This is a genomic window from Thauera sp. SDU_THAU2, assembly GCF_038260575.1.
Lineage (GTDB): Bacteria > Pseudomonadota > Gammaproteobacteria > Burkholderiales > Rhodocyclaceae > Thauera.
This window is the reverse complement of the sequence record NZ_JBBWUN010000003.1, coordinates 2648022-2663240: the sequence shown is the minus strand read 5'-3', so window position 1 is coordinate 2663240 and position 15219 is coordinate 2648022. Positions and strand designations below refer to the sequence as shown.

20 protein-coding genes and 1 tRNA gene are annotated in these 15219 nt (G+C 64.7%); 4 read left to right on the top strand and 17 right to left on the bottom strand.

Going from position 1 to position 15219, the window contains the following annotated elements; all coding sequences use genetic code 11:
• Positions 1 to 284 precede the first annotated feature (284 nt).
• The 15 genes from AAFL97_RS14015 to AAFL97_RS13945 all read right to left on the bottom strand — a co-directional run bounded on the left by AAFL97_RS14015 (position 285) and on the right by AAFL97_RS13945 (position 10311).
• Positions 285 to 752 carry a hypothetical protein gene (locus AAFL97_RS14015; protein ID WP_341645428.1) on the bottom strand — a complete coding sequence of 156 codons (468 nt, stop codon included), beginning with the start codon at positions 750 to 752 and terminating at the stop codon, positions 285 to 287.
• On the bottom strand, positions 742 to 3783 hold the full coding sequence (locus AAFL97_RS14010; protein ID WP_341645427.1) for a DUF927 domain-containing protein: 3042 nt from the start codon (positions 3781 to 3783) through the stop codon (positions 742 to 744). The genes AAFL97_RS14015 and AAFL97_RS14010 overlap by 11 nt, the downstream gene beginning before the upstream one ends.
• Positions 3776 to 4663, bottom strand: a complete 888-nt coding sequence (locus AAFL97_RS14005) for a hypothetical protein (RefSeq protein WP_341645426.1) — start codon at positions 4661 to 4663, stop codon at positions 3776 to 3778. The genes AAFL97_RS14010 and AAFL97_RS14005 overlap by 8 nt, the downstream gene beginning before the upstream one ends.
• A complete protein-coding gene (locus tag AAFL97_RS14000) occupies positions 4660 to 4875 on the bottom strand; it encodes a DNA-binding protein (protein WP_341645425.1) in 216 nt (71 codons plus the stop codon). Before AAFL97_RS14000 ends, AAFL97_RS14005 begins: the two co-directional genes overlap by 4 nt.
• A gap of 120 nt (positions 4876 to 4995) precedes the next feature.
• Entirely contained in the window at positions 4996 to 5832 is an 837-nt protein-coding gene (locus AAFL97_RS13995) for a hypothetical protein (protein ID WP_341645424.1), read from the bottom strand.
• Positions 5833 to 5956: 124 nt separating this feature from the next.
• Positions 5957 to 6259 (bottom strand): hypothetical protein, encoded by a 303-nt coding sequence (locus AAFL97_RS13990; RefSeq protein WP_341645423.1) that lies wholly within the window; start codon positions 6257 to 6259, stop codon positions 5957 to 5959.
• Positions 6256 to 6516 (bottom strand): DUF2442 domain-containing protein, encoded by a 261-nt coding sequence (locus AAFL97_RS13985; RefSeq protein WP_341645422.1) that lies wholly within the window; start codon positions 6514 to 6516, stop codon positions 6256 to 6258. Before AAFL97_RS13985 ends, AAFL97_RS13990 begins: the two co-directional genes overlap by 4 nt.
• A gap of 5 nt (positions 6517 to 6521) precedes the next feature.
• The gene (locus AAFL97_RS13980; protein WP_341645421.1) at positions 6522 to 6779 is read right to left on the bottom strand and encodes a DUF4160 domain-containing protein; all 258 of its coding nucleotides are present in this window, start codon (positions 6777 to 6779) and stop codon (positions 6522 to 6524) included.
• A gap of 115 nt (positions 6780 to 6894) precedes the next feature.
• Positions 6895 to 7173, bottom strand: coding sequence for a HigA family addiction module antitoxin (locus AAFL97_RS13975; protein ID WP_341645420.1), 279 nt, complete (start codon positions 7171 to 7173; stop codon positions 6895 to 6897).
• 17 nt (positions 7174 to 7190) lie between these two features.
• Positions 7191 to 7469, bottom strand: coding sequence for a type II toxin-antitoxin system RelE/ParE family toxin (locus AAFL97_RS13970; protein ID WP_341645419.1), 279 nt, complete (start codon positions 7467 to 7469; stop codon positions 7191 to 7193).
• Between the two features lie 25 nt (positions 7470 to 7494).
• Entirely contained in the window at positions 7495 to 8397 is a 903-nt protein-coding gene (locus AAFL97_RS13965) for a tyrosine-type recombinase/integrase (RefSeq protein ID WP_341645418.1), read from the bottom strand.
• Positions 8295 to 8807, bottom strand: a complete 513-nt coding sequence (locus AAFL97_RS13960) for an Arm DNA-binding domain-containing protein (protein ID WP_341645417.1) — start codon at positions 8805 to 8807, stop codon at positions 8295 to 8297. Before AAFL97_RS13960 ends, AAFL97_RS13965 begins: the two co-directional genes overlap by 103 nt.
• Before the next feature lie 588 nt (positions 8808 to 9395).
• Positions 9396 to 9704, bottom strand: a complete 309-nt coding sequence (locus tag AAFL97_RS13955) for a HigA family addiction module antitoxin (RefSeq protein WP_341645416.1) — start codon at positions 9702 to 9704, stop codon at positions 9396 to 9398.
• Between the two features lie 12 nt (positions 9705 to 9716).
• Positions 9717 to 9995 carry a type II toxin-antitoxin system RelE/ParE family toxin gene (locus tag AAFL97_RS13950; protein ID WP_341645415.1) on the bottom strand — a complete coding sequence of 93 codons (279 nt, stop codon included), beginning with the start codon at positions 9993 to 9995 and terminating at the stop codon, positions 9717 to 9719.
• Entirely contained in the window at positions 9988 to 10311 is a 324-nt protein-coding gene (locus AAFL97_RS13945; protein ID WP_341645414.1) for a hypothetical protein, read from the bottom strand. Before AAFL97_RS13945 ends, AAFL97_RS13950 begins: the two co-directional genes overlap by 8 nt.
• Before the next feature lie 49 nt (positions 10312 to 10360).
• Here AAFL97_RS13945 and AAFL97_RS13940 point away from each other — a divergent pair.
• Positions 10361 to 10437: transfer RNA gene (locus AAFL97_RS13940), tRNA-Met, on the top strand.
• Here AAFL97_RS13940 and AAFL97_RS13935 read toward each other — a convergent pair.
• Entirely contained in the window at positions 10416 to 11018 is a 603-nt protein-coding gene (locus AAFL97_RS13935; protein ID WP_341645413.1) for a hypothetical protein, read from the bottom strand. The genes AAFL97_RS13940 and AAFL97_RS13935 overlap by 22 nt on opposite strands.
• A gap of 37 nt (positions 11019 to 11055) precedes the next feature.
• A complete protein-coding gene (locus tag AAFL97_RS13930; RefSeq protein ID WP_341645412.1) occupies positions 11056 to 11583 on the bottom strand; it encodes a superoxide dismutase family protein in 528 nt (175 codons plus the stop codon).
• Positions 11584 to 11728: 145 nt separating this feature from the next.
• On the opposite strand from AAFL97_RS13930, the gene AAFL97_RS13925 reads away from it, so the two are divergent.
• The 3 genes from AAFL97_RS13925 to AAFL97_RS13915 all read left to right on the top strand — a co-directional run bounded on the left by AAFL97_RS13925 (position 11729) and on the right by AAFL97_RS13915 (position 15217).
• The gene (locus AAFL97_RS13925) at positions 11729 to 13144 is read left to right on the top strand and encodes an NYN domain-containing protein (protein WP_341645411.1); all 1416 of its coding nucleotides are present in this window, start codon (positions 11729 to 11731) and stop codon (positions 13142 to 13144) included.
• A 31-nt stretch (positions 13145 to 13175) separates the two neighbouring features.
• A complete protein-coding gene (gene ugpQ / locus AAFL97_RS13920; protein ID WP_341645410.1) occupies positions 13176 to 13943 on the top strand; it encodes a glycerophosphodiester phosphodiesterase in 768 nt (255 codons plus the stop codon).
• Between the two features lie 62 nt (positions 13944 to 14005).
• Complete coding sequence (locus AAFL97_RS13915; RefSeq protein ID WP_341645409.1) at positions 14006 to 15217, top strand: ChaN family lipoprotein; 1212 nt, start codon at positions 14006 to 14008, stop codon at positions 15215 to 15217.
• Positions 15218 to 15219 lie beyond the last annotated feature (2 nt).

The window sequence follows — 15219 nt, the reverse complement described above, 5'->3', positions numbered from 1 at the left end:
CCCCAGCAGACACGAAAAACCGGGAGGCCAGGGGCCACGGCAGAAACAGCGCGGCGGCCGGACTGTTCCCATTGTTCCTACATTAAAAAAACAATGTGGGAACAGACAATCGACCGGAAACCCGCATGGTTATTGAGGTTCTTTATAGTGTTCCCATAGTTCCCACTGTTCCCATACTTTGTAGGGTCAAATCCCGGAACCCCATTGCAAAGAACCGCAGACTAGAGAGTCGGCACGGTGCGCATTACCCGTATCAGGAACCCCCCAAGAGGGACCCGCGGCATCTACTCGCGCAGCGTCCAGCCCGGGCAGTCGATGCCTTCATCATCAGGTAGTCGGCGCAACGGATGATGCACGCCATAGGCATGTGGAAGGTCATCACGACACCCCCCGCAATATCCATCTGACAATCCGGGACGGCAAAGCCAGGCGCATACTTTGCAGCCTTGAACTGCCCTTCCAGACGCTGGCGCAATAGCCCTTCGACCACCCATCCACCCGGCATTAAATTCTGCATCAGATTCGTGTGATGTAACGTGCCGAGCCTTTACCTTTTCAAAAGTGATGGGAACAGCTGGAACAGTGGGAACAGGTTGTGTAATTACTTTATTTTCAGTTACTTGTGCGTCTATTTCTGTTCCCACGGCCGGGCAGCTGTTCCCATATGCCGCGTGGGGGTAGCGATGATCGGCGATGATTTCCCCATCGCCGATCGGAGAGAGCGCCCCCAATTCTGACCAGTCATTCATCATCAGATGCCCCGCTCAGTACCGCCGATGTCAGCAGGTAAAACCGACTCGTGCCAGACGCCCCAGGCTCCCGGGCTTTCACAGCAACGTGGCGACCATCGCCACGCTTCAGCATGCCTTGCCGTTCCAACTCGCGTGCTACCTGTACCGAGTCGAATCCGGCGCACAGTTCGGCTTTGAACGCAGTCGGATAGATCAGATACTCGAAGACGTGATCCTTCTCGTTGAGCGATGCCGTTTCAGCCGTCGGGCGCCGCCATCCGGCCTTGTTGATGGTGCGCGGCGCGTGCGAATCCGAAGCGCTGGGGCGGCGCCAGTCTTCCAGGCGGGTGCCGGCGTTCGCCTGCACCCATGCCTGCACCTGCTCCACCATCTTGCGCGGCTCGCGGTTCTCTTCGCCGCCGAATGCCTGCAGCCAGTCGCGGAACAGCCGCTTGGCGGCCTTGACGGCTTCGCCCTGCTGCCAGCCCGTGAGCCCCCATTGCGTGGCCTTCTCGCCCGCGTAGGCGACCGCAGCGAAGCGTGTGGCCGCACGGATCGCCTGCCCGCCTGCCTTCTCGGTCAGTGCGCTGCTCTCGAAGCTGGAACGCAGGGCCTCGAACTCTGCTGGCATTGTTTCTCGTTCGGCGATGGTGTGGCGGATGAACTCGGGGTATGCGGTGCCGTAGTGCTTTGCGGCCGCCCGCTGCAGGGCTTCGGAGAATCTCGCACCGTCGGCATGACCATGCACGACATCCCATGCCCCCAGACCGGCGCCGGCATCGGCTGGCAGCTCGCAGAAGCGCACCTCCTGCCCGGCATAGGCACGTTCCTGGCTCTCTTCGAGGAACTGCGTCAGGCCGATTTCCCCGTTTGACATGAACAGCAGGGAGAACTGTGCCGTTTCCCGCAGGCCGCCCGCAGCCTGTCCGCGCCCCTTGCCCTGCCCGCTGGTCAGCATGTAGGCCGCCTGTGCGACGTCACGTGGGTTGCCGGCCTGCTTCAGCTCATCGAGCAGCAACGGGGCATCGCAATGCCCGGCGGCCACGCCTTCGATTGCCGTGGCGGTCAGTAGCCAGGTGCGGCGGTACGCCGACGGGCCGCAGACGCTGGCAGCGGCATACAGCAGAGCGGACTTGCCCAGGCTGGAACCACCGGCCCAATGGAAGCCGCCGGGCACGTTCGGATGCAGCCAGCACAGGCCACCCGCGAAGGCCGCCGACAGGGCGAAGCAGAGCCGGCTGTTCCCCACCGCCAGGGCGGCGACGTTCGCTCGCCAGTCGTCGAGCGTGCCGGCCGTCTTGAACTGGGCATGCCCCGTCCCTTGTGCGGCGTGGAGCCATAGTTCCGCCCCGTCGGCGGCGATGGGGTCATGGTCGCCACCGAGCACGAACGACCAGCGGCCGGGCTGCTCCACGTCCTCATGCCAGCCGATCCGATGCGTCAGCCGGGCGCGCGGGTCAGGGCGGGAACGGTTCACGTACATCTTCAGTAAGCCGCTCTTGCTGTCACCGACAAACAGGCCACGCGAGCGCAGCAGCCGCGACAGGGACAGGCCATCACCTTCGAGCAGGTCATCGGGCACCAGCACACGGCGGCGCCGGCCGTCGTGGTCTGCAAACGAGGCCAGCCGCTGCCAGTTCTCGCCCTTCGGGTCGCGCACCATATGCGTGATTTCGAGAGGCGCGCACACGAACTGTTCCACCTGGTCCCAGCCGTCGCCGCGCTTCTCCACCTTGAGGCGATAGACGCCACGGCCTTCGGGGCCGTCCCGCAGCTCGAACAGATCGCCACCGGTCCCGGCTGCGGGCTTGTCCCGCTCCTTGTCTGCTCGCGGCGTGCGGGTGCGCTTGGCGGCAGCGGCAGGCGCTTCCTGCTCCGGCTCGGGGCCGGCATCCGCCGGGCTGTCCTGGCCGGGCAAGGCATCGGGCTGTTCGCCTTCCTGCATCGAGGCATACGCGGCATTCAGGATGCGGCGCACGGCTTCCGCCCCTTCGGCGGGGTCGGAGCTGGCCGCCAGGTCGTTGAAGTCCGTCGGTGCCTTGCCCGTGTCCCGATAGCCCTGCCATCGCGCTGCCGGATCGGCGAAGGCCGGCACCGCCACGGCGCCACCGACCGCCCGTGCAGCCTCATGCGCGCGCGTCAGGCCGGTATTGCCTCGCTTGTGCGGCTCGCCGCAGGCGGGGCAGTCCGGGCCGTCGGCGATCTGCACCGGGGCGCTGCAAGCTTGGCAGCGGCCGAACGCATCATCGTCGGCGCACACGATCATCTGCAAGGCCGGATGCTGTGCCCGCAGGGCGCGGGCCACTTCCACCAGGTTGCCGGCATCGAAGGCGACCGCCACCGGCCAGCCCGTGGCTTCATGAACGCTTGCCGCCGTGGCGTAGCCTTCGGCGACGCACAGGGGCAGGCTGTCGGCCAGCTCGCCGATCTGGTGGAAGTGGCCGGCCTTCTCGCCGCCGGGAAGGAAGTCTTTGTCGCGGCCACCCACGGCCGTGGGGAAGATCGCCTGCAGGCTGTGCAGCGTGCCGGTGACGCTGCGAACCGGCACCAGCAGCACGCCAGGCACGCGGGTTTCAGTGCGGCGGCCGTCCGGACCTTCCTGCCAGAACGACCAATCCGCCAGGCGCAGGCCGTGCGCACCTACCGACTTGCGCCGCAGGTAAGGGTGATCGGCCGCAGCAGGCTGGGCCTTGTCCCATAGGGCATTCGCACGACGCCGGGCCTTGTCGCGGCGGGCCTTGGCTTGTGCTTCGCGTTCGGCGCGCTGGGCTTCGATGCGTGCCCGCTGGGCTGCTTCCTCTTCGGGCGTGAGCCGTCGGCCGATGTCTGCCTTCCAGTTCTCCCAGCCCAAGCCGTCACGGTGATTCTCGAAGCCGCCAGCCGGTATGCCGTCGGTGTGCAGCAGATAGGCGCCGTCCCGCTTGCCCTTAGCGCCGCCTTCCACGTCGCAGCGGTGCAGCTTGCCATCGTCCGCCAGGCGATCCGGCAGAATCAGGCCACGGGCTGCAGCGGCGGCGCGGAACTGGTCGAGGATTGCGGCAACGTCAATCATCGACACCCCCAGCCAAAGCCCAGTACGGCCCAAACATCGCCGCCAGAACCCGATCCGCGATGACATCCGGCGGGATGGGCCACGATGGGCCGCACGAGATACGGACCAGCACCCCCGGCTCGCCATCGAGCGATGCCGTGCCCTCGAACGCATCGCCTACGAAGTGCAGCCAGAAGTCATAGCCCAGGCCTCGAAACCGCCAAGCATGGCGCCGCTTGTCACATGCGACGGCGATGCGCTGCCTGTTTCCATCGATGCAGATCGCGTCGAGCGCGTGGAAGCCCGCGTCGTCGTCCGTCGCATGCCCGACGCCTTGTGCGGAAACGTCGGACGAGGCATCCCGTGCAAGGGCCGGCAGCACGTCATCGAAGAAGGCGGAATCCGCAGCGGGGGCAGGCTCAAGCAGCCCTTCGAACACATCCGGCACCGGCAGGCCTTGCACGGCAAGCATCGCCATTCCATGTAGTGCCCCGTTGTCCAACATATCGAGGCGGGCCGACAGAACCGACAGGCGTTCAGGGGCGGTCCCAGCCAGTTCGAGCACCCAGCCAAACGGGGCCAGGTGATAGTCGACGCCGGCGAACTCATAGCCAAGCAGCCACAGGTCCATCAGGACACCGCCCCCGCTGCGGATTTCCACCGATGCGCCAAGATCGGCAGACCGGGAATGAATCAGCTTGAGAATGCCGACCCCGAGCACTTTCCGCAGCGCGGCAGCGGCGAGCACGGAATGCTCAGCCGGGTAGTCGGCGGGGAAGCATTCGCCATTGGGCAATTGCTCAAGGATGGCAGAGTCATCATGCCCGATGCGGAACTTCATGACCGCAGCCCACCGCTTGATCAGCCTGTCGCGGCTTTCAGGGATCAGAAGCGCATTCATTGCTTGCCCCCCACCTTGCGCGGGGCAGTCAGGCGATCGAGCGCGTCAGCCGGCCACAGCAAGCGACCGTTCGGGAGCTTTATGGGCACGACGCCCATGTAATGCCCTTTCAGGCACAGGGCGCGGCGCACTGTGTCGGGCTTTACCCGCAGGGCGCTGGCCCATTCGGCCGTGTCCAGATTGCGGGGACGGGTGATGACATGGAGATTCATTTCGTGTCGTCCTGTAGTTGAGACGACACGAACATTAATCACGAACGATCATGAAGTATCTACGGTATGCCGGCGCGCATCCCATACCATACCCAAGTTGATCTTTTTAAAATCAGTGTGTTACGCTGTTTTGCGTTGCTGCACTTTTTCGGGGTTTCCATCGCTGCCAGCCTTCAGGATGGCGTCTGCCTGTTCCGGAAATAGCTTGGCATACAGCGGCAAGGCGCTTTCCTTCGAGCCGGCATCCCGCGGCCAGGCAAAGCCGCATTTCTTCAAGTAGGGTTTCAGGCTCTCTACTTTTTTGATGTTCTTCAGCTCAGGTTCGATCGCATGCAGAAAGGCCAGGAAGTCCGCCTTCTTGCCCGGCATGTGTTCGCGACAAAAGGACAGCTCCATTTCCTTTGCGATGCGTTCGCACTCACCCAGCCAGTAACTGATAATCTGGTCTTTCGTCATCTCGGGCGAGCTCGATTCCGCCGCCACATTCAACGGCGCCACTGCCACAACGCTGGCAGCAGCGGTGAGCGGCCGCAGCCATGCCCGGACGAACTCGCTGCGCTTGGATTCCGGCACGCCGGTCCATTTGGCGAAGGCGGCGGCCTCAATGACAACGTAACCGACCTCCCTGGCGCCGCTTTCCTGCTGCCGCACGCGGCCCCCCATTTCTTTCCATTCTTCGACCGATGAGCCCCAATCCGCATCGTAATCAACCCCCTCATGCGGACACCGCCGCACCGGCACCTCAATAATCACGGGCTCAGCCTTGACGTGCTGAACGGCCGGCAGGCTTCCATTCTCAATATCGGAGCGGAGCGCCGCTATCAGCGCATTGCGGGCGCGCACATCCGTTGTGTACTGCAGCCGGCCGATCTGCTCAGGTTCAAGGGCATCAGGCGGTTCCTTGCAGTCAATACCGATAGTCTGGGCTGCTTGCAGCCACTGTGGATCAGTCGTCATTCTCACATTCCATTTTACGAACCGGGCGCCGCCCCAGGCCGGCGATGGTGTCCGGCTTTTCCTCCCGTCGGAGCAGGGGCAGCGTGACGGAGCCAGACCGGCACCCGGTCGGCGGCGGTGTTGCTCAGTCAGGGGGCGGCGTGTCGGAGCCGATCCGTTCGCGTACCTGGTCGAATTCGGGCGCCTGCGCTTCATGTTCGGCACGGGCCTCGGGGTTCGCCAGAATGCGGGCTTTCAGGGCGGCGACTTCACCGGCCATGCCTTCATAGGCTTCACGGAATACCGGATCATGCTTGCAGGCTTCCTCTGCAAAGGCGCGCGGATTGAAGGCGACAGGGGCATATTTTTCGCTCATGGGCGAACCTCCTGCATGCGCAATGGCTTCCTGCAATCCGCGTTTGATGCTTTCGGAGGCACGATTCTTCATGCCGCACGCTCGCCGCGTTGTGCCTTCATCAGCTCGAACAGAAACTCGGGCGCCAGGTCGGCACCGTTCGCCCATGCGGCCGTGCGCATGATGGGATGCTGCTCTGCTGTAGCGAATAGAACCGGATCGCGCAGTGCCTCGAACACTTCGCCTTCCAGTTCGGCGGACAGATCAACTTCACCTGCAGCGCCGTTGTTGAATCGCAGGAACAGGCGGTAGCCCGGCAGCGGGCGTACTTCGGTCGTGTGCAGGATCATGGTCATCACTCCAAAGGTTCAATCGAGTTCAGCGGCTTGCGTTGCACGGCCAGAGCCCAATCTGCTTCCAGTTCCTCCCGGTGCAGCGCGAGCCATTCGCGTACCATCGACAGCGCACGGCCGGGTAGCGAGCCGGCATATACCTTGCCGTCGAAGGTCAGCAGGGCTTCGTGCTCGCCATAGACGGCATGGAAATGGGCGGGCGGATGGTCGCGCCAGTTCATGTAGATGACGATGCCGAAAAAACGCGAGATTTCAGGCATTACGCAGCACTCCGTACCAACGGTCATAGGCGGCCTGCTGGGCAATCCAGGCATCCGCCCGAAGCGTTTCGCCGGGGTGAGGCGGGTTGTGCATGGTCATCATGGCACGCACTGGTCAGGCCGCAATGCGGGCCACCGGCGGCCGTTCCTTGGCGCGCTGGCTGGCTTCCCACATGTCGCACTGCGTCTGCAGCCGCAGCCAGTAGCCCGGCGACGTGCCCAGGGCTTCGGACAGGCGCAGATCGGTGTCGGCCGTGATGGCCGCATGCCCGTGCAGGATTCGGGACAGCATGACGCGGCTCAGGCCGATGTGTTCGGCGAAGGCCGTCACACTCAGGCCCAGGTCTTCGAGCCAGCCGGCCAGCAGTTCGCCAGGCGGGGCAGGGTTGTGCATATCCATTGTCTCGTTCCTCAGTGGTAGTCCAGGTAATCCAGCAATTCCACATCCGCCCCTTCAAAGCGGAATGTGAGCCGCCAGTTCGCTTGCACCGTCAGGGACAGGAAGCCGGCGCGGTCGCCCGACAGGCCGTGCAGGCGCCAGGATGGGCGGGCCAGGTCGGCCGGGCTGGCCGCGGCATTCAGGGCGGTCAGCATTTCCCGCAGGCGCTTGGCGTGGATGGGTTGAATCCCCGCCTGCGAACCAGTGCGGAAGAAGGCCTCAAGCCCTTTGTGGCGGAACGAGATAATCATATTCTGTATATCGACGATTTACAAATCAGCTTCCCACGACACGAAGCGCGGGCGCGGCCTCTTCCTGCTTCGGCTGTTCGATGCCGGCCTGTTCGAGGATCCATCCCTCAATCTTGGTGTGCCACTGGCGCAGCAGGTCGAGCGGCCGGCGGCGGTAGTGCTTTTCCGCCAGGGCGCTGGGCTTGTGGCCCATGATCTGGGCACTGATACCGGCCGGGCATTCCACCCACTCGCACAGCGTGCCGAACGAGCGGCGCAGGCCGTGCAGGGTCAGGGCGGGCAGGCCGGCGGCGGTCAGTGCCTTGTTGTGGGCGATGCGGGGTTCCTGCAGCCGGCCGGATGCGGCGGTGGGGCTGCTGAACACCCACTGATTCCGGCGCGGCAGCGCGGCCAGCAGCAGGGACACATACGGCGTCAGCGGGATGGTGCGCTCTCCTTCCACCTTGTCGCGGATGGTGAGGCTTTTCCACTGGAAGTCGACATCCTCCCAGCGCAGGCCGGCCAGCTCTTCACGGCGGGCGCCGGTCAGCAACAGGGCTTGAAGGTAGGCGCTCTGCACTGGATTCTGCAGCGCACGAACCTGACCGAACCATAGCGGCAACTGTTCGCGTTGCAGGCAATCATCCTTCACGGCAGGGCGGGGCAGTTCATCGCGGACCCGGCGACTGGCGCAGGCGTCGGTGTGGATCAGGCTCTGATACTCGGGGCGGTCGGCGCACCAGTTGAGGAAGGCACGCAGCATGCGGAAGGCCAGGGCGGCAAGAGCAGGGCGACCGGCGCTTTCTTTCGCCAGCCAGGCATGCACGGCAGCGACATCGATACGGCTCAAGGGCAGCGCCAGCAAGGGGCGCAGGATGCCGGGCAGGGTCGTATCCCCTTCGCCACGCTTGCGGCCTCGGGCCTTCGGCTTGCCGCCGGGGTCGGACATCCGCTGATGGTCGGTGTAGTTGCGCGCCCCCACTTCGGCTGGCGCGCTTCCAGGTATGCGGCCCAGGCTTCCAGTGCCGGGGCGCTGGCCCGCTGCTGCTCTTCACGCCGGGCCTCGGCAGCGGCGATGCGGTCGGCCTTCTCTTGCCGTGGGTCGGTGCCCTGGTCGACCAGGGTTTGCAGGCGGCGCGCTTCCGTCCGGGCGTCCTCGAGCACCCAGGTACGCACGTCGCCGATAGTGATTCGGATCGTGCGGCGGTTCAGCTTGCCCTCGAAGACGAAGGCCTTCGCGCCCGCTGTCGCACGCACGGACAGGCGCGGAGCGACGGTATCCCACAGGAAGACCTGCTTCATGCCTTCGGGGCAGGTGAAGCGGCGGATGCGCTCGGGCGTCAGTCGTTCGCGTTGCATGGTGTCGGCTCCTGTCGGGCTGGCTACATGGGGCGATGGTGTAGCCACTGTGTAGCCAGAAACCCGCTTCCGTGTAGCCACGGTGTAGCCAAATCCTAGCAATGTGCATCAACGCAGGTCAATCGTTTTATGAGAAAACTTCTTGAATATCAGTGTGTTTTGACGTTTTTGTGCATCTGGATCAATGCCGAAAAATCCGCTGACCTGCAGATTTGTAATCAGAAGGTCGTGGGTTCGATTCCTATTGCCGGCACCAGTGAAATCAAGGGCTTGCAGCGATGCAGGCCCTTTTTAATTTCAGGCGGGATAACAGCTGGCGGATCTCGAGGGCTCTTCTCAGGCTCTGAGGTCGACCAAAGAAAGGGCGGGTTCGGTGCTGGTGGTGCCGGCCTGTTGCTCAGTGTCAGGCGGACGCTTCCTCAAGATCGCACCCGACCGTTCTGGCAATCTCTGCAGTGCTCACCACTTCATCGTCGGGGGCCTCCATCACGGCCTTCGCCAGATCCTTGATATGCATCGAGAGCTCGCGGACGACAACGTGTTGCGCATATCCATTGGTCGACTCGCAGCGAGAGTTCAACAATGCAGTCAGGCGCGCAGTGCCTCGGGTGCGCGTTGCACCACGGGGGCGCCGGCGGCGCGGGCTTTCCATAGGTCGTAGGCGGCCTGCTGTGAGATCCAGGCATCGGCGCTGCCGCCGTTTTCCACGCCCAGCCAGCCCTCGATGCGTAGGGCCATTTCGGGCGAGATGGCAGCGCGGCCGTTCAGCACACGGGACAGCGCCGCCCGCGTCACGCCAAGCTGCGCGGCGGCTTCGGTCACGGTCAGGCCCAGGGCCGGCAGAACATCCTCCCGGAGCGTCTCGCCAGGGTGCGGCGGCTTGAACATCGTCATCATGATGATGTGTCCTCAGTGGTAGTCCTGGTAATCCACCGGGACCGCATCGACGCCGTCAAAGCGGAACGTCAGACGCCAATTGCCATTCACGGAAACCGAGTAGTGGCCCGCCAAGCTTCCAACGAGTGGATGCAGGCGCCACCCCGGTAGGTTCGTGTCCTCGGGGGCCTTGGCTGCGTTCAGCCGCGCCAACTGGCGTGCCAGCTTCGGTGCGTGATGTGGCTGAATGCCGGCCTTGCTGCCCGTTTCAAAAAAGGCCTGAAGCCCTTTGTGCTCGAAGCTCTTAATCATGGATTAATGTATAGCGTAGCGTTTCGCATTGCAATGGTGGAGAACTCAGGCACTTCGCTTCTTCGTCGGCAGCGCCACGGGATGGCGGCGGACTCTTCTGCACGCGGCTGGCCGTGTTGGTACCGCCGAACCGCTCCTGGCCGATCATGAAGGAGAAGACCGAGGACACGATGGCCACGGCCTGGCAGGCCTGGGACTGGCTCTTCTTCGCCGCCTTGCGCTGGATCGCCTTTCCATCACTCACCTCGTCGCGGGCTAACATCGGGCTAATTCGGAAACCGCAGATGAATTGCGCCAGGATGAGCTCCTGCGACAAGAAAAACTTGCATTCTTCGCATCGACCGTTTATAGTGCTGTTTCTCCGACGCGGGGTGGAGCAGTCTGGCAGCTCGTCGGGCTCATAACCCGAAGGTCGCAGGTTCAAATCCTGCCCCCGCAACCAAATCTAGAGACAGGCCGACAGCGCAAGCTGATCGGCCTGTCTTGTTTTTGCAGCGAGGAAACGTATTCGGTGGCCCTGGTGTGATCAGCCCGCGCCGCGGTGATGTACAGCGCGAAGTCGCAGTTTCCGCCGCCGCGGAACCATCTAGCCTGCACGCGCTGGCCGCCTGCAAAGCTCAGTGTGTGCTCGATCGTGGTTGCCTTCTGGGCCTGATTGCCTGTGGCATGGTGCCCAAGCTCGTTGCTGAACTTGCTGGCGAATGCCTCTGCCTGGCGAAAGCAGGCGTCGCCGTCGGCGGTGCGCAGCCCGGGCCCCGAGCCGGGCTGAACGACGATTTCCTCGATCTGGCCTTCGGCATCGGCCATGGCCATGACCGTGGCGTCCAGCGGACGGATGCGCATGGCGAACTCGTCGCGGCCATCGCAGCCGGGGGCGACGGGGAGCGCGCCCGGATCGAACCGCCTCGCCTGCACGGCGGACTTTTCCAGATTTGCACCGAGCGTGAGCGGACCCACGCCGTCGGCTCTCGGCTGCAGGTCCTGTGCGGGTGAGCTGCAGGCAGCCGGCAGTGCGGCCAGCAAGATCGTTGCGAGGGCACTGCCGGGAAAGCGCACGGAATCAGTCTGCCTTGATGACGCCGCAGAACAGTCGGGCACCGGCGCCGCCGATGGGTTGGGCGGCGTGGTCGTCACGGTTCTCGTGGATGACCAATGCCGCGCCGTCGTCGTCGAGGATCTTCGCCCGCCCGCCCTGGCCGCCGAGGCTGGCGAGCGAGGTGTAGAGTTCCACTTCGACGGTGCCGTCGGCATGCACGAAGATGTTGGGCAGGTCGCCGGCGTCGGGACCTTCCGGATTCATCAGGCCGTGCTTCTTGCCGTCCGGGTTCAGGTGGGCCTTGGAGGCGACGAAGCCCTGATCGGGGTCGTCGCAGGTGCCGACGCTGTGGATGTGGATGCCTTTCGGCCCGGGAGGCAGGCCTTGGGCGGTGAGGTGGATCAGCACGCCGTGCGGCCCTTCGATCAGCGTTGCGGTGCCCACGGTCTGCCCCTGACGATTGATGATGCTGGCGGAGGCCTGCTCGGCCGCGGTGGCGGCAGTGGCGGCGCTGGCGATTGCGCATGCGACGATGAGGCGGGAGAAGGACATGACGAATCTCTCACGGTTGTTGAGTGAAGCGTCATGATAGACACGATTCCGGACGTGTCAAAGGCATGCTCCCTCGGCTTGCAATGGCTGGCGCAGCCCGGCGCTTGGCCGTAACATCGCGCCGAACATCCACGGAGAAACGATCATGGCGTCCACCGCCGACAGTATCAGCATGGCGCTTTTTTGCGATTTCGAGAACGTGGCGCTTGGCGTGCGGGACGCGAACTACGAGAAGTTCGACATCAAGCGCGTGCTCGAACGCCTGCTGCTGAAAGGCAGCATCGTGGTGAAGAAGGCCTACTGCGACTGGGATCGCTACAAGAGCTTCAAGTCGGCGATGCACGAGGCCAACTTCGAGCTGATCGAGATTCCGCATGTGCGCCAGTCGGGCAAGAATTCGGCCGACATCCGCCTCGTCGTCGATGCACTGGACCTGTGCTATACCAAGTCGCATGTCGACACTTTCGTCATCATCAGCGGCGATTCGGACTTTTCTCCGCTGGTGTCCAAGTTGCGCGAGAACGCCAAGCAGGTGATCGGTGTCGGCGTCAAACAGTCCACGTCCGATCTGCTCATCGCCAATTGCGACGAATTCATCTTCTACGACGATCTGGTGCGTGACGGCCAGCGCTCGGCGCGGCGCGACACGCGCGATGCGCAGCCGTCGGCGAAGCGCTCGCCTGAAGAGGAAAAACGGCGCAGGGAGGAACTGGAAAACCGTCGCGGCCAGGCGATCGAGATCGCGGTGGAGACTTTCGATGCGCTGATGGCCGAGCGTGGCGACAGCGGCAAGATCTGGGCGTCGATGCTGAAAGAGGCGATCAAGCGGCGCAAGCCGGATTTCAACGAAAGCTATTTCGGCTTCCGTGCTTTCGGCAACCTGCTCGAAGAAGCCCAGGCGCGCGGACTGCTGGTCGTCGGGCGCGACGAAAAGTCGGGCGCCTATGTCCAGCGGTCGAGCCCTGTGGCACAGGCCGGCGCAGCAGAGGAGGCCGCTTCGTCCAGCGATGGCCCGGCCCTCGTGACGGATGCGGATACCGAGCTTGAATTCGCTGCCGTGACTGAAGTGCCGGGAACTGATGTCGCAGGCAAGGACAAGCCGGAGAAAAACGGCCGTAGCGCAACTGCCGGCAAGACGGGGCGGAGCCGGACTTCGACTGGGCGACGGACCAAGGCCGTCGAGGATACGGTGCAGGCCGATGCCGCAGCGGCAACTGAATTGCCGGTGGCCGAACCTGCGCCAGCCAGGCCTGCCGAACCCGCTCAGGGCGACGGCGCCCCCGCAGAGGATGAGTCGGTAGCGAGGCGCCCGGCGAAGCAGGGCAATGCCCGCGGCCGTTCGGGTTCGCGTGGACGCAAGGCTGAAGGGCGTTCGGCCGAGGAGGAGGTGAAGGTCGGTACCGAGGCCGTCCAGCCGCAGGCCGTATTGCCGGAACCGGCAGATACGCCCGCCGCCGCGCACGGGCACAGCGAAGCCGACGCTGCGCCGCCGGCCAGGAAACCCGCTGCCCGTCGCAGGACCCGCAAGCCCGCGGCGAGCGAAACGGGCGACGAAGGCTGAGAGACGACATTCCCCGTATTCGGTGCCGACCGTGCCCCCGACCGCCGCCATCGACCCCGCCCATTGGCCTTATCCACGCTGGATCGCGCATCGTGGCGCGGGCCGACTGGCGCCGGAAAACACTTTGGCGGCCTTTCGCCTGGGGCATGCTCACGGCTACCGGATGTTCGAGTGCGACGTCCGCCTGAGTGCCGACGGCATTCCGTTTCTGCTCCATGACGACACGCTCGACCGCACGACGGATGGACATGGGCCGGCGGCAGCGTTCGATTGGGGTGAGCTGTCGCGGCTCGATGCCGGCGGCTGGCATTCGGCGCAGTTCCGCGGCGAGCGGCTGCTTGGCCTGCAGTCCCTGATCCGCTTCTGCCGGGTCGAGGATTGCGCCTTGAACGTCGAACTGAAGCCGGCACCGGGCACCGAGTACGAAACAGGGCGTGTCGTCGCCCGCATCTTTGAGCGCGAGTGGCGTGGCAGACTTCCGCCCTTGCTCAGCTCGTTCCGGCTCGAGGCGCTGCAAGGCGCTCGCGCCGGCGCGCCTTCCCTGCCGCGCGCGCTGCTGGTCGGCAGGCCTTTCCCCGACTGTCTGCGGCTTGCGCAGGAGCAAGGCTGCGTCGCGCTGGTGGCGGGGCATGAGCACGTCACGCCGCCGTTCGTGGAGCAGGTTCGTGCGGCAGGCCTGGCTCTGCTGAGCTACACCGTCAACGACGAGGCCGAGGTTCAACGCCTGCTGCAACTCGGCCTGCAGGGTCTGATCACCGACTGCGTCGACCGCTTCGGTCCCGGCATTCACGCCGCTTGACCGGAACTCGCTGCAGGAAGCAGGCTCTACGCACTCATTGCCTCTTTGCAAAGGCTTGCCTCATGCGCCATTCATGCATTGCTCTCTCCGTTCTGCTGGCGCTGGCGTGCCTGCTGCCATCGGCCACGACCCTGGCCGCCGATGACAGGACGATCTGCCTCGAAGCGGGGCGCTGGACCGTGGTCGACAGCGATGGACCGCGAACGGGGGCCGAGCCCTCAGCCGTGCTCGACGCGATGGCCGGGCGTGATGTCGTGTTGCTCGGCGAGCAGCACGACGATGCGGATCATCACCGCTGGCAGCTGCAGACCCTCGCAGCCCTGCATGCGCGCCGTCCGGACATGCAGATCGGCTTCGAGATGTTTCCGCGCCGCGTGCAGCCGGCGCTCGACCGCTGGGTGGCGGGGGAACTGTCCGAGCAGCAGTTTCTCGAGCAGGTCGAATGGACCGAAGTCTGGAGCATGCCGGCCGAGCTTTATCTGCCGCTGTTCCATTTCGCCCGCCTCAACAAGGTGCCGATGCTTGCCCTGAACATCGACCAGAGCCTGATCCGGAAGGTTGCCAGAACCGGCTGGAGCGGGGTGCCGGATGCCGAGCGCGGCGGCGTCGGCAGTGCGGCGGCGCCTTCTGCTGCCTATGTCGACATTCTGTTCGACGTGCATCTCCAGCATGCGCGAATGCGTGCCGGCGACGACAAGAAGGCATCGCGTGAAGATGAGGCCTTCCGCAATTTCATCGACTCCCAGCTTGTCTGGGACCGCGCGATGGCCGAGGCGCTGGCTGCGGCGCGCGGTGCGGCAACGCGCATCGACGGGCCGCCGCCGCTGATGGTCGGCATCATGGGCAGCGGGCATGTGCGCTTCGGCCATGGCGTGGCACATCAATTGAAGGATCTCGGCGTGGCGGAGGTCGGTCTGCTGTTGCCGATGTCGGCGGCCACGCCGTGCACCGAGCTCGTTGCCGGCCTGGCCGATGCCGTGTTCGCGATTCAGGAGATCGCGCGCTCGCCCATACCGCCGCCTCGGCTGGGTGTCAGCCTGGAGGAGCACCAGAAAGGCGTGCGGATCGCCCAGGTGAGCGAAGGCAGCCTGGCGGCGCGTACCGGCCTGCGCGCCGGCGACGTGATCGTCGAGGCCGCCGGCGCACCGCTGAAGCGCTCGGCAGTGCTGGCCAGCCTGGTCCGGGCCCAGCCTCCCGGAACCTGGCTGCCGATCAAGCTGATACGCGCCGACGAGACGCTCGAGCTCATCGTGCGTTTCCCGTCCGGGAGCTGATC